Source organism: Yinghuangia sp. YIM S10712, assembly GCF_051388935.1.
Classification (GTDB): domain Bacteria; phylum Actinomycetota; class Actinomycetes; order Streptomycetales; family Streptomycetaceae; genus Yinghuangia.
The window spans coordinates 374,317-387,564 of the sequence record NZ_JBPKBI010000001.1; the positions used below are offsets into that span (position 1 = coordinate 374,317).

The following is a 13,248-nucleotide window of genomic DNA, read 5'->3' on the forward strand; positions in this document are numbered from 1 at the left end:
GCGATTGCGGCAGTTCGCCGATCATGCACGACCCCCTTTCCGCACCCACGGTCCGGTGGTGCGTTCTCCGGGACGATCCTCCCAGAGAAGCCCCGCCGCGGTTGGTGTGCGCGGGGGAGTCGGGCCGAATTCCCGGTGCACCTCGGGAGTTACGCGCGCACGGGTACGCCACGTGAGCCCCTTCGGGTCGGCAATTCGGAAACAGTCGGCGCTAGATCGCCATCCCGTAGATGATCGTGAAGAGTGTCCCGAGCGAGCCGATGATGAACACACCGGTGAGGCCGGCGATGATCAGGCCCTTGCCCTGCTCCGCACTGAACGTGTCGCGCAGAGCCGTCGCCCCTATGCGCTGCTTGGCCGCGCCCCAGATGGCGATGGCCAGGCAGAGGAGGATGGCGACGGCCATGACCACCTGGACCATGGTTCGGGCTTCTTGACCGAGCGCCCCGAAGGGACCCCAGTCCGGGGCAATGCCACTGATGATCTCATCAATGTTGCCGTTGCCATTGCCGCTGTCTTCGCCTGCGCCTAGGTACATGCCGTTCACCGCCCCCGACTGGGCTCCTCGAAGTGCCCCCGTCGGATGGAGCGGGGGCGTCATACGTCGTGATTATTCTGACGTGACGACACCGTTCGGGCCACCACCCCCGCGAGATGATCTTCTCACTGTGTGTATCACGGGCGGTTGCACCGGGCAATCAAGGCACGCACGCAGGCACGGATGCGGTGTGAATCGTCTTTCCGCGTGTTGCGAGTGGTGGAAATCCGTCCGGAATTTTGGCCGGAAAACGCGTCAGGCCCCGGACCACGTGGGTCCGGGGCCTGACGCGTCGCGCTGTTTCCTGCGGTTGATCCGTGGTGGGGATCAGATGTTGACGCCGTGGGCGCGCAGGTAGGTCAGCGGGTTGATGTCCGAGCCGTAGTTCGGAGTGGTGCGGATCTCGAAGTGCAGGTGCGGGCCGGTCGAGTTGCCGGTCGAGCCCACGAGGCCGATCTGCTGGCCGGTGGAGACCTTCTGGCCGACCGACACGGAGATCGAGGAGAGGTGTGCGTACTGGCTGTACTTGCCGTCCGGGTGCTTGATGACGACCTCGTTGCCGTACGCACCGGCCCAGCCGGCGGACACGACGGTGCCGGTGGTGATCGCCTTGACCGAGGTGCCGGCGGAGGCGCGGAAGTCCTCACCGGTGTGGCCGTTGGACCACAGCGAGCCGGAGCGGCCGTAGCTGCCGCTCGGGGCACCCGGCACGGGGCGGACGTAGCCCGAGGACGCCGTCTGCGACGACGCGGACGACGAACCGCCGGAGGCGGACGTGCCGGTCGAGGAGGAGTTCGACGACGCGCCGGTGGACGACGACGAAGAGGAGGTCGTCGGCTTGGCCGGGGTCGTGGTCGTGCTCTGACCGGCCGTCAGGGTCAGCTTCTGGCCCGGGAAGATGACGTCCGGGTCGCTGCCGACGACGCTGCGGTTGATCTCGTACAGCTTCTGCCAGCCGCCGTTGACCTCGTGGGCGCGGGCGATCTTGAAGAGGGTGTCACCCGCGACGACGGTGTACGCCGACTTGGCGTTGCTCGTGGCGGCCGGGGCCTGCGTCGTCTTGGACTCGGTCTTCGCCTCGGTCTTCGCCTCGGTCTTCGAGGTACCGGCCGACGAAGTGGTCTGCGCCTGCGACTTCGAGGTCGTCGCCTGCGAGGACGACGCGTCGGGGTTGATCGCGGGGGTGCCGCTGTTCTTGGTCAGGCCCGCCTTGACGGAGCAGACCGGCCAGGCGCCGGGGCCCTGGACCGCGAGAACCTTCTCGGCGATCGCGATCTGCTGGTCCTTCGTGGCGAGGTCGGCACGCGGCGCGTACTTCTGGCCGCCGAACTCGACCCAGGTGCTCTGCTGGAACTGCAGGCCACCGTAGAAGCCGTTGCCGGTGTTGATGGACCAGTTGTTCGTGCTCTCGCACGCGGCAACCTTGTCCCAGGTGCTCACCGAGGCGGCGGAGGCGCTGGTCGCGCCCATGATCGGGGCGACGATCGCGGCGCCGGTGACACCGGCGGCGACGGCGATGCGCGAGGACGTGACAAGTCGGGTACGGCGATGACGCCCGGTTCCGGACAGCATGAAGCGTTTCCTCTCCCACGCCTGCGAGGTGAGCTGTCGGATTCGGGCTGGAGTTGCCCGGCCGCGCCGAAAAACCTTGTCTCCAAGGGTTTTTGGCGCAGCTTCACCCCAAGCCGTGACCGAAAATCGGTCCGGCGCATTTCACCTGGTTCCCCCGCTTCTGCCGTGGCTGCTTCTCAGCTGTCCCGTCCGTACCGGCGGCAGAACTAGGCGTTCCGGTCGGAGGGGTCGGTGTGGGGACCGACGCGGAGCAACTTAGGCAGACGGGTCCCGTGATCACAAGCGACTCATCGGATTGGCAGGTTTGCGACAGCGCGCAGAGGGGGAGAAGGTCACCCCTTGTCACAATTCGGCAGCCGAAGGTGTCCGAATTCCTACGATCGGTACCTGGTTACTGACCGGTCGTGAAAGAGTTTCACGCTACGTGCGTAGACGGTTGTCGAGCGTCAGTCCGGTGTGACCTGGACTACATTCCAGAATCGTTGGCCGTTATGTCCGACTTGAGGCTTTGTTCGCCAGGCGACTCGGCGCTTCGTCCCTCGTTCGCAAGGTGGATGAAGCTATTTGCCATGATTTGCCCGAATTGTTGATAGCCGAAGGGGCGGTGGCCTGCTCTTTGTTCTCGGCATCGTTGCCGCGTCAGGGGCCGGGAATGGGGCCCGTCGGAGCCGGAGGAAGCGAGAGGCGTACGACCGGGGAAGCAGGCCCGCCCCCCGTCGCTCCCGCCTGCCGCAGCATCGGACCGTAGTCGCGACAGGACGCTCCGCAGCCCTGGTCCGAGGGTGAAGTGACCCACCGCGTACGCTCCTTGGGACGAGCGGGAGGCGCGGGGGAACCGCGGAGACCACCCAAGCGTGATGTTCAGGGACGAAACCTCGGGAGGTAACCCGCGTGACCGTGTACGCCCCGGCCGCCACCGCCGACGCCGCCATGCACCTGGCCGCCGGCGACAACATCGACGTCGACGTCCTCCAGGGCATCAACGGCTTGGCGGACGACACCACATGGGCGCACGGCTTCATGGAGTTCACCGGTGAGTACGGCCTGCTCGCCGTCCTCGGCCTGCTGCTCGGCATCGCCTGGTTCCGCGCCCGCCGGCGCCCCGACCACGATGTCGCGGTGGCCGGCATCGTCTGGGCGCCGATCGCCGCTTTCCTCGCCGAGTTGGCCAACATCCCGCTGCGCAGCTTCGTCGACCGCCCGCGCCCCTTTTTCGTGCATTCCGACATCCACGTGCTCGTCCAGGGTAAGGACGATCCGTCGTTCGCGTCCGATCACGCGTTGCTGACGATGTCCATCGCCGTGGCACTTTTGCTGGTGGACCGTCAACTGGGTGCGATCGCGGTGCTCGTCGCGGTGTTGCAGGGGTTCGCGCGTCTCTATGTCGGTGTCCACTATCCGACGGACGTCCTGGGCGGCTTCGCGCTCGGGGCACTCGTCGCGCTCGCCTTGTCGCCGCTCGCGCTGCGGGCATTGCTCCCGGTGGTGCGTCGAGTCGAGCAGACTGCCTTGCGACCGCTGGTGGTTGCGGGTCCGGCCGCGTCCTGACGACCTCGGACCCCGGTCACGTCGCCTCCGGGATGTCGGAACACGTACGGGAGTTCGTCGGGTTTGCGGGCGAACGGGCAGGTGGGAGCCCGTGCGACGAGCTGCCAAGCTGCGCATTCCGTGTGGTGTTGGGTACGGTCTGGTGATGGCGCCGCACGCGCAGGCCGACCGCGGGGTGCGGTGCCTCCACGGCGGGTACGGCACGCCGTGTCACGGAGGGACTTGGGTAGCGGCATGGACGAGGCGGACGCTGGGGACGGAGCCGACCCTGTCGGAGACGCGGCGCGCCTGGGGGAGCGGTTGAGTCTGCGCGAGCAGGTGGCCCGGGCCATCCGCGCCGCGCTCGTCGCCGGGGAGATGCGGCCCGGGGTGGTCTACTCGGCCCCCGGATTGGCCACCCGGTTCGGCGTGTCCGCGACGCCGGTGCGCGAGGCACTGCTCGACCTGGCCAAGGACGGCCTCGTGGAACCCGTGCGCAACAAGGGATTCCGTGTTCGCGCGCTGTCCGCGCAAGACGCCGAGGAGATCTACGCGTTGCGCAGTCTCCTGGAGATCCCGACCGTCGCGGCACTCGCGCGTGACGGATGCGCCGACGCGCTGCCGATGTTGCGCCGGCTCGCCGACGACATCGTCGACGCGGGCAAGCGCGGTGACGCATTGGAGTACGTGGCGGCCGACCAGCGGTTTCACACCTGCCTGTTGGAGCTGTCCGGCAACCTGCGCCTGGTCCGCATCGTGGTGGAACTGCGCTCCCAGGCAAGGCTTTACCGGTTGCGCGGCGTCGTGGAGCGCGGTGAGGCGGGCCAACCGGCGGAAGAGCACCACGAGTTGCTGGATCTGATCGAGGCACGTGATCCCGATGCCGTGACGCGGCTGATGGAGCGTCACCTGACGTGGTCGCGCCGGATGGAGCCCGACGGAATCGCGCGGGCCGAGCCGATCGGGCCGACCCGCGCGGAGGAATTACCCCCCTCCCGGCCGTGACTTCGCGCCCTGCCGCTCGTTGCGCCCCTTGAGCGGTGCCGCACATCGTGCGTGCCGCCCGCGGGCCGTACGACCGAAGTGGCTTTCCGCCATGGGACCGGGGAAGCCAGGGCGACCATGGGAGTCATGGGATGAAGTTCCGGATCGTGCTGTCCGGTGCGTGCATCGGCGCGCTGGGCCTGACCGGCTGCGGCGGCGGTGAGGACGCCGGGCCGACGGGCGGGGCGGAGTCGGCCGAGGCCGTGGCCGCGGTCAAGGCGGCAGCCGCGACCACGGTCGAGGCGGGCAGTTCGCGGACGAGGACGACCATGACGATGCAGTCGGGCGACCGCACGGTGGTGCTCACCGGCGAGGGGTTGTTCGACTACCGCAAGCGCATCGGCACCGTCAGCGTCCAGGTGCCCGAGGATTCCGGGGCCGAGGCCAAGGGGCCGTTGCAGGAGATCGTGACGCCGGAGGCGCTGTACATGAAGAACGCCTCCCCTGACGTGCCCCCCGACAAGTGGGTGCGGATCGACATGCAAGGCCTCGCGGACGGCAACCTGGTGAGCGGTGGCAGCACCGACCCGACCACGTCGTTCGAGATACTGCGCGGTGTCAACGACGACGTGTCGTATCTCGGGACGAAGGACTTCGGCGGCACCCAGGTCCGGCACTACAAGGGCACGCTCGACCTGAAGAAGGCCCACGACGCCACGCCCGAGAACCTGCGTGCGCCGCTGGCGGCGGCGTTGAAGAGTTTCTCCAGCGGGACCATTCCGTTCGAGGTGTACCTCGACGAACAGGGTCGGCTGCGCAGGGTGCAGGAGGAGTTCAACCTCGCATCGGCGGGCGCCGGCGGCAAGGCCGGCAAGCAGACCGCCAAGGTCGTCTCCGCGGCGGAGCTCTACGACTTCGGCGTGCCGGTCGACGTGCAGCCGCCGCGTCCTGAGGAGTTGTACGTCTCGCCGACCGCGACGCCCCCGGCGAACGCGGCCACGTCTGCCGCTCCTTCCGGCCGGGCGACCACCACGAGCCCCAAGGGATCGGCGAGTTCGGCCAAACCGACCGGTAAGACGAGTTCGGCAGGTTCGTCCGGTTCGGCAACTCCGACGGCCTCTTCGACTGTCGCCACGCGCAAGCCCTGACCCCGGACTCCGCCGTATGCCGGCCGCAACTTCCCCACACCGCAGGGAAGTTGCGGCCGGTTTGTCATGGTGTGCACGGCACCACGCGCCGGCGCGTGGTGCCGTACACACCATGACAAACCGGCCGCGACTCCCCTACGGTGCGGGGAGGTTGCGGCCGGTTTGTCATGGTGTGCACGGCACCACGCGCCGGCGCGCGCGGTGGCTTCCGCGGCCGCGCGCCGGTGGCGCGCCGGGCGGCGAAGCCGAGCGCCCCCGGCTCCGGGCGGTACGCAAATGGCCCATGCGTGTCATGCGCGTCGAACGCGGCCGACTCTAGTCTGGTTGTGCGTCAGGGGAGTTGCGTACTCTCCGCCCTGGCAACTTCGCCCGAGCCCGAGGAGGTGGTGTGGGTGACACCGTTCTCTGATGTGCGCGTGCACGACCTCGTGGTCTTCGACGAGATCGAGCTCTACGGAGAGCTGATCATCGCGGCGTCGCAGAGCGAAGGCCCGTTGACCCAGGCCGAGATCGACGCCGTACTGGGCATCGGCGCGGCCCGGCAGGCCGCGGGCGCGGCACCGTGGTCCGATGCCGCACACGGGAGTTCGCGCCGCCGTGTCGAGAACAGGCGGATGGGGCAAGGGTGTTCAGGAGCGCACGAGCCGCGCGATCGCCTGTGACGCCTCCTTGACCTTGGCGTCCGCCTCGGGTCCACCTTGCTCGACCGCGTGGGCGACGCAGTGCGCGAGGTGCTCTTCGAGCATGCTGAGCGCGAACGCCTGAAGCGCTTTCGTGGCGGCGGAGACCTGGGTGAGGACGTCGATGCAGTACTCGTCCTCGGACACCATGCGCTGCAGCCCGCGCACCTGGCCCTCGATGCGGCGGAGCCGCTTGAGGTGCTCGTCCTTGCGCGCACTGTAGCCGTGCCCGCTATGCCCGCTGTGTCCGGTGGAATCGGCGGTCGCGGCGGAGGTGTGCGGCGCGGAACCGGCGCGGGGCTTGGCAGGGGGCTTGAGTCGGGCCTCGGGCCCGGGGTCGGGACCGTCTGCCGTCGTGGTGTCCATGGCCCGATTTTACCCCCTAGGGGTATGTTCGGCAAGCAATGGCCCGTCTGGCCGGAGGTGCGCACGGGCTGGTGTGACATGGGCAACATGATCACGCGGAGGGAACTCCGTGACCGGCACGGCATCGAGACCCTTACTCTTCTCTGTGCGACGGACGTTGCCGCCCGGAACGATCGATTCTGATCGGTTCGTTCGCAGGTGCGGTGGTTGCCGCCGTGGTGCGCGTGCGCGTTATGCGTCCGGGTACCAGCACGTCGGCGGCGGTCGCCCCGGATTGCCTTCCGGGTGTGACGAGCGCCTAGCATCGTCAAGACCGCATTCCTCATCCCGGAGACCTCTGTGCGATTGCGTCTGACCCCCAGGGAGACGAGCTTCTACGACATGTTCGCCACCGCGGCGGACAACTTGGTCACCGCCTCGAAGCTCCTCACCGAACTGCTCGGCGCCGAGGTGTCCGGCCGTCCGGAGATCGCGGAGCGCATGCGGGCGGCGGAGCACGCCGGCGACGACGCGACCCACGCGATCCTCCGTCAGCTCAACTTGTCGTTCATCACGCCGTTCGACCGCGAGGACATCTACACTCTCGCGTCGCAGATCGACGACGTCATGGACTACATGGACGAGGCCGTGGATCTGGTCGTGCTGTACCAGCTCGACGAACTGCCGGCGCAGATCGCCGACCAGATCGAGGTTCTGGTGCGGGCCGCCGAGCTGACGTCGGAGGCGATGCCCCGGCTGCGCACGATGAAGGACCTCACCGAGTACTGGATCGAGATCAACCGGCTGGAGAACCAGGCCGACCAGATCCACCGCAAGCTGCTCGCCCATCTGTTCAGCGGCAAGTACGACGCACTGACGGTGTTGAAGCTCAAGGGCATCGTGGACGCGCTCGAAGAGGCCGCGGACGGCTTCGAGCATGTCGCGAACACGATCGAGACCATCACGGTCAAGGAGTCCTGACCGGTGGATCTCGTCCTGTTGAGCACCATCGCGATCGTCGTGATCGCTCTGGCGTTCGACTACACCAACGGGTTCCACGACGCGGCCAACGCCATCGCCACCTCGGTGTCCACCCGGGCCCTCACGCCCCGGGCCGCACTGGGGATGGCGGCCGTGATGAACCTGGCCGGCGCGTTCGCCGGCGAACAAGTGGCGAAGACTGTCGGCAAGGGCATCATCGATGCCCCGCAAGGCAATCAGGGCCTGGTGATCGTGGCTGCCGCACTGTGCGGTGCGATCACCTGGAACATGATCACCTGGTACTTCGGCCTGCCGTCGTCGTCCACACACGCGCTGATCGGCGGTCTGGTCGGCGGTGCGCTCGCGGCGTCGGAGACCGTCAAGTGGGACGGCGTCTTCGAAAAAGTGGTCATTCCGATGATCATTTCGCCGCTGATCGGCTTCGGTGTCGCCTATCTGCTGATGGTCGCCATCCTGTGGGCCTTCCGACGCCGCAACCCGCACAAGGTGACGCGCGGATTCCGCGTGGCGCAGACCGTGTCCGCCGCGGCGATGGCGTTCGGCCACGGCCTCCAGGATGCGCAGAAGACCATGGGCCTCATCGTGATGGCGCTGGTCGTCGGCGGTTACCAGACCGGGTACGACGTGCCGTTCTGGGTCACCTTGTCCGCGGCCCTCGCGATCAGCGCCGGTACGTACGCGGGTGGCTGGCGCATTATGCGGACGCTGGGCCGCCGCATAATCGAGCTCGACCCGCCGCGCGGTTTCGCCGCCGAGGCCACCGCCGCAAGCGTGCTCTACAGCACCGCTTTCGTCTTCCACGCGCCGGTGTCCACGACGCACACGATCACGTCGTCGATCCTCGGCGTAGGCTCGACCAAGCGTCTGACGGCGGTCCGCTGGGGCGTCGCCGGAAACATCGTCAGCGCGTGGGTGCTCACGATCCCGGCCGCGGCGATGGTGTCCGCGCTGTCGTACGGCCTGATGTCCGTGCTGTTCCTCTGAGCCGCGGAGTCACGCACGCACGAGGCAGGGGCGGTACCCGAAGAGCGGGTGCCGCCCCTGCCTCGTGTCTGCACCGAAACCCCGATCCGACCCGGCCGGACTCAGCCGAAGCGGCCCGCGATGTAGTCGGCCGTCGCCTCGACCTCCGGCGCCGAGAAGATCTTCTCGGTGTCGCCGATCTCGACGAGCCGGCCCGGCTGGCCGGGACCGGCGAGGTTGAAGAAGGCCGTGCGGTCGCTCACGCGTGCCGCCTGCTGCATGTTGTGCGTGACGATGACGATCGTGTACCGCTCCTTGAGCAGCGCGATCAGGTCCTCGATCGCCAGCGTGGAGATCGGGTCGAGGGCCGAGCACGGCTCGTCCATCAGCAGCACCTGCGGCTCGACCGCGATCGCCCGCGCGATGCACAGGCGCTGCTGCTGGCCGCCGGACAGACCCGCGCCGGGCTTGCCGAGGCGGTCCTTGACCTCGTTCCACAGGTTCGCGCCGCGCAGCGAGCGCTCGACGACCGCGTCCAGGTCGGACTTCTTCCGCATGCCGTTGAGCCTGAGGCCGGCCGCGACGTTGTCGTAGATCGACATCGTCGGGAACGGGTTCGGCCGCTGGAACACCATGCCGACCGTGCGCCGCACCGCGACCGGGTCGACCTCCGGGCCGTACAGGTTCTGGCCGTCGAGCTGCACCGACCCCTCGACGTACGCGCCCGGGATCAGCTCGTGCATGCGGTTCAGGGTGCGGATGAAGGTCGACTTGCCGCAGCCCGAGGGACCGATGAACGCCGTGACGGTGCGCGGCTCGATGGTCATCGAGATGTCCTCGACGGCCCGGACCTTGCCGTAGTAGGCGTTGAGTGACGAGATTTCGATGCGCTTGGTCATGCCTGCCTCGTGGGGGGTGCCGGAGCCCGGTGCCGGAGTTGCCTGCGAAGTGGCCTGCGGGGTCGCCTGGCCGGGAATTCGGGTGGTCGCCACGGTCATCGTCCTGCCTTCGGGGCCTTCCACCACGCGATAAGCCGCGCCGCGAGGTTCAGCACCATCACGATGATGATCAGGGTCAGTGCGCCGGCCCACGCGCGGGCGGGCGAGAACTGGTTGCCGGCGTGGTTCTGCTCGTACACGAACAGCGGGATCGAGCTCTGCCAGCCCTCGAACGGGTTCGAGTTGATCGACTGCGCGGTGCCCACGAGCAGGAGCAGCGGCGCGGTCTCACCGATGACGCGGGCGATCGCCAGCATGACGCCGGTGATGATGCCGCCCATCGCGGTCGGCAGGACGACCTTCAGCACGGTGCGCCACTTCGGTACGCCCAGTGCCAGGCTGGCCTCGCGCAGCTCGTTCGGGACGAGCTTGAGCATTTCCTCGGCGGCGCGCACCACCGTCGGCAGCATGAGGATCATCAGCGCGAGCGAGCCGGCGAAGCCGGAGGCCTTGAACCCGAGCGCGAGGATCCAGAACGAGTAGACGAACAAGCCGGCGACGATCGACGGGATCCCCGTCATGACGTCGACGAAGAAGGTGATCGCCCTGGCCAGGCGTCCGCGTCCGTACTCGACGAGGTAGATCGCGGTCAGCAGGCCGAGCGGCACGGCCATGAGCGCGGCCAGGCCGACCTGCTCCAGGGTGCCGATGATCGCGTGGTAGATGCCGCCGGTGTCGTCGCGCGGACCGACGTTGCGCATCGAGTGGCCGAGGAAGTACGGCGAGAGCTTTTCCAGGCCCTCGGTGATCGTGTACCCGAGGATCGAGACCAGCGGGACGATCGCGACGATGAACGCGCTGTACACGAGGCTGGTGGCCAGCCGGTCCTGCGCGCGCCGGCGGTCCTCAATGCGCCACGACACCGCACTGACCACGATGACGTGGAACAGACCGGCGTAGAAGGCGCCCAGCGCCCAGTTGCCCTGGACCGCCTTGACCAGCACGCCGAGTGCGACCGCGGCGGCGCCGGTGGCCCACGGGATCCAGGTCGGCATGCTGCGCCGGGTCAGCAGCAGCGGGTGGGAGTCGGCGGGGGTGCCGACGTCCGTCCGGGTGATCGTCATGCGTTTGCCCCCGAGAACTCCTTGTGCCGGTTGATGACGACGCGCGCCGCGCCGTTCACCAGCAGCGTCAGGAAGAAGAGCACGAGACCGGACGCGATGAGCGCGCCCCGGCCGAGCTCGTTCGACTCGCCGAACTGGTTGGCGATGTTGGCGGCGATGGTGTTCCCGCCCACGTCGAGGATCTGGTACACGAGCTCCTGGCTGCTGGACAGCACCATGGCCACCGCGATCGTCTCGCCGAGCGCGCGGCCGAGGCCGAGCATCGACGCCGAGATGATGCCGGGCTTGCCGAACGGCAGGACCGCGGTGCGGATCATCTCCCAGCGTGTCGCCCCGAGCGCCAGCGCGGCCTCCTCGTGAGCGCGCGGGACCTGGAGGAACACCTCGCGGGTGACCGCGGCGATGATCGGAAGAATCATGATCGCCAGGATGATCCCGCAGGTGAACAGCGTGCGCGCGGTGGCGCCCGTGTCGTCCTTGTCGAAGATCGGGATGAAGCCGAGGTAGTCGCCCAGCCACGCGTGCAGGCCGGTGAGCTTCGGCGACAGGAACACCAGGCCCCACAGGCCGAAGACGACGCTGGGCACCGCGGCGAGCAGGTCGACGATGTAGCCGAGGGTCTGCGCGACACGGCGGGGTGCGTAGTGCGTGATGAAGAGAGCCACCCCCACCGCCACCGGGACCGCGAGCAGCATCGCGAGGGCGGCGCTGATGACGGTGCCCGTCACCAGGCCCGCGACGCCGAACGCCGGCTCGCTGCCGTCGGTCACCCATGTGGAGTCGGTCAGGAAGTTGCCGTCGTTCTCGCCGAGCGCATCCAGTGCCTCGGTGATCAGGAAGACCGCGATCGCGGCCATGATCACCAGGAGCAGGATTCCGGCACCGCGTGACGAACCGGCGAACAGCCGGTCACCGAGCCGGACCGTGGACTTCTGGCCGGGGGGCCGAGCGTCGGCGCCGTGGGTCCTTTTACCGGACTTGCCCCGACGCCGACCGGAGTCGCGTTCCGCGTCGTCGCGCGACTCCGGCGTGGTGGAGGTGGGCATCTCTTCTCCGTGACTGTCGATCAGGTCGGATACCGGATCAGGACAGGGCAGCGACCGCCGTGCGGACCTTGCCGGCGATCTCGGCGGGCAGCGGCGCGTAGCCGTTGTTCGCGAGGATGCTCTGGCCCTCCTCGCTCGCCGTGTAGGTCAGGAAGGACTTGACCAGCGGAAGCTTGTCCGCAGGGGTGCCCTTCTCGCACACGATCTCGTACGTGACCAGGATGATCGGGTACGCGCCCTCGGCCTTCGTCGCGTAGTCGAGCTTCAGGCTGAGGTCGTTGCCCTGGCCGGTGACCTGCGCCGCGGCGACGGCCTTGCCGGCCGCCTCGGGGGTGAGCTTCACCGGCTGCGAGGCGCCGGTGTTGATGGCGGCGATGCCGAGGGCGTTGTTCTCGGCGAACGAGACCTCCATGTAGCCGATCGCGCCGCTGGTCTGCTTGACCACGCCCGCGACGCCCTCGGAGCCCTTGGCGCTCTGGCCGTCCTGGCTCGGCCAGTCCTGCGACGCCTCGGCCGTCCAGTCGGCGGGCGCGGCGGCCTTCAGGTACTTGGTGAAGTTCTCGGTCGTACCCGACTTGTCCGAGCGGTGGACGGTCTGGATCGCGGTCGAGGGGAGCTGCGCGTTCGGGTTCAGCGCCTTGATCTCGGCGGCGTCCCAGTTCTTGATCTTGCCGGAGAAGATCCCTGCTATGGTCTTCGCGTCCAGGACCAGGTCCTTGACCCCGGGAAGGTTGTACGCGACCGCGATCGGGCCGGTCACCATCGGCAGGTTGATCGCCGGGCCGGCCTTGCAGACCGCCTGGCCCTTGGCGACCTCGTCCTCCTTGAGCGCGGAGTCCGAGCCGGCGAAGTTGACCTGGCCGTCGAAGAACGCCTGGCGGCCGGCGCCGGAGCCGTTCGAGTTGTAGTTGACCGTGGTGCCGGAGCACTTCTGCTGGTACAGCTTCGCCCACTCGTCGATCGCGTTCTTCTGCGCGCTCGATCCCGCCGCCGCGAGGGTTCCCGAAGCACATGCGAGGTCGGCGGCCGGGGCGCCGCCGCCTCCGCCGCTGCCGTTGGACGTCGCGGCAGAGCTGTTCGACGCGTCCGCTGTGTCGTTGTCGTCGGAGCCGCAGGCGGTGAGCGTGAGCGCGCCGGCGACGGCCACAGCGGCGAAAACGGAGCTGCGCCGAGCAAGTCGGGGCCGAGTGGTCACGGCTGTTCCTTCCGGTTGCTGCAAAGTCGGTCGTGATGACCACGTCGGTCACCGTCGATGCCGACGTTAGGTCGCACGTGTGAAGCGAACAGCGGGTAAAAAGTGAACCCGGCGTGAACACAGGCAGGCCATCAGGGGGTTCGCGCTCGTCGGCCGCGTGCTTCCAACTTGCTCGTCTGCAACGCG

The 13,248-nt window shown here is 68.2% G+C and carries 13 protein-coding genes and 1 riboswitch; of the genes, 6 read left to right on the forward strand and 7 right to left on the reverse strand.

Features of this window, described 5'->3' with window-relative positions; translation table 11 throughout:
• Positions 1-211: 211 nt before the first annotated feature.
• Together ACRX5W_RS01770 and ACRX5W_RS01775 are read right to left on the reverse strand one after the other, a co-directional pair.
• A complete protein-coding gene (locus ACRX5W_RS01770; protein WP_436786751.1) occupies positions 212-538 on the reverse strand; it encodes a hypothetical protein in 327 nt (108 codons plus the stop codon).
• Positions 539-865: 327 nt separating this feature from the next.
• Positions 866-2,110 (reverse strand): transglycosylase family protein, encoded by a 1,245-nt coding sequence (locus tag ACRX5W_RS01775; protein WP_436786083.1) that lies wholly within the window; start codon positions 2,108-2,110, stop codon positions 866-868.
• A 3-nt stretch (positions 2,111-2,113) separates the two neighbouring features.
• A riboswitch (cyclic di-AMP (ydaO/yuaA leader) is annotated at positions 2,114-2,291 on the reverse strand.
• 710 nt (positions 2,292-3,001) lie between these two features.
• Here ACRX5W_RS01775 and ACRX5W_RS01780 point away from each other — a divergent pair.
• From ACRX5W_RS01780 to ACRX5W_RS01795, 4 genes are all read left to right on the forward strand, one after another.
• Positions 3,002-3,658: a phosphatase PAP2 family protein gene (locus ACRX5W_RS01780; protein ID WP_436786084.1), complete on the forward strand. Its 657-nt coding sequence runs from the start codon at positions 3,002-3,004 to the stop codon at positions 3,656-3,658.
• A gap of 234 nt (positions 3,659-3,892) precedes the next feature.
• On the forward strand, positions 3,893-4,642 hold the full coding sequence (locus ACRX5W_RS01785) for a GntR family transcriptional regulator (protein ID WP_436786085.1): 750 nt from the start codon (positions 3,893-3,895) through the stop codon (positions 4,640-4,642).
• A 131-nt stretch (positions 4,643-4,773) separates the two neighbouring features.
• Positions 4,774-5,769 carry a hypothetical protein gene (locus tag ACRX5W_RS01790; protein WP_436786086.1) on the forward strand — a complete coding sequence of 332 codons (996 nt, stop codon included), beginning with the start codon at positions 4,774-4,776 and terminating at the stop codon, positions 5,767-5,769.
• 392 nt (positions 5,770-6,161) lie between these two features.
• The gene (locus tag ACRX5W_RS01795; protein ID WP_436786087.1) at positions 6,162-6,431 is read left to right on the forward strand and encodes a hypothetical protein; all 270 of its coding nucleotides are present in this window, start codon (positions 6,162-6,164) and stop codon (positions 6,429-6,431) included.
• Here the strand turns inward: ACRX5W_RS01795 and ACRX5W_RS01800 are convergent.
• Positions 6,399-6,815, reverse strand: a complete 417-nt coding sequence (locus ACRX5W_RS01800; RefSeq protein ID WP_436786088.1) for a metal-sensitive transcriptional regulator — start codon at positions 6,813-6,815, stop codon at positions 6,399-6,401. The two genes, ACRX5W_RS01795 and ACRX5W_RS01800, sit on opposite strands and share 33 nt — an antisense overlap.
• Before the next feature lie 339 nt (positions 6,816-7,154).
• On the opposite strand from ACRX5W_RS01800, the gene ACRX5W_RS01805 reads away from it, so the two are divergent.
• A complete protein-coding gene (locus tag ACRX5W_RS01805; RefSeq protein WP_436786089.1) occupies positions 7,155-7,775 on the forward strand; it encodes a DUF47 domain-containing protein in 621 nt (206 codons plus the stop codon).
• A gap of 18 nt (positions 7,776-7,793) precedes the next feature.
• Positions 7,794-8,780 carry an anion permease gene (locus ACRX5W_RS01810; RefSeq protein ID WP_436786752.1) on the forward strand — a complete coding sequence of 329 codons (987 nt, stop codon included), beginning with the start codon at positions 7,794-7,796 and terminating at the stop codon, positions 8,778-8,780.
• A 101-nt stretch (positions 8,781-8,881) separates the two neighbouring features.
• Here the strand turns inward: ACRX5W_RS01810 and pstB are convergent, their stop codons facing one another.
• The 4 genes from pstB to pstS all read right to left on the reverse strand — a co-directional run bounded on the left by pstB (position 8,882) and on the right by pstS (position 13,062).
• Positions 8,882-9,658 (reverse strand): phosphate ABC transporter ATP-binding protein PstB, encoded by a 777-nt coding sequence (gene pstB, locus ACRX5W_RS01815; RefSeq protein WP_436786753.1) that lies wholly within the window; start codon positions 9,656-9,658, stop codon positions 8,882-8,884.
• A gap of 95 nt (positions 9,659-9,753) precedes the next feature.
• Positions 9,754-10,821 carry a phosphate ABC transporter permease PstA gene (gene pstA / locus ACRX5W_RS01820; protein ID WP_436786090.1) on the reverse strand — a complete coding sequence of 356 codons (1,068 nt, stop codon included), beginning with the start codon at positions 10,819-10,821 and terminating at the stop codon, positions 9,754-9,756.
• On the reverse strand, positions 10,818-11,867 hold the full coding sequence (pstC, locus tag ACRX5W_RS01825; RefSeq protein WP_436786091.1) for a phosphate ABC transporter permease subunit PstC: 1,050 nt from the start codon (positions 11,865-11,867) through the stop codon (positions 10,818-10,820). The genes pstA and pstC overlap by 4 nt, the downstream gene beginning before the upstream one ends.
• Positions 11,868-11,904: 37 nt before the next feature.
• Positions 11,905-13,062, reverse strand: a complete 1,158-nt coding sequence (gene pstS, locus ACRX5W_RS01830; RefSeq protein ID WP_436786092.1) for a phosphate ABC transporter substrate-binding protein PstS — start codon at positions 13,060-13,062, stop codon at positions 11,905-11,907.
• Positions 13,063-13,248: the final 186 nt, after the last annotated feature.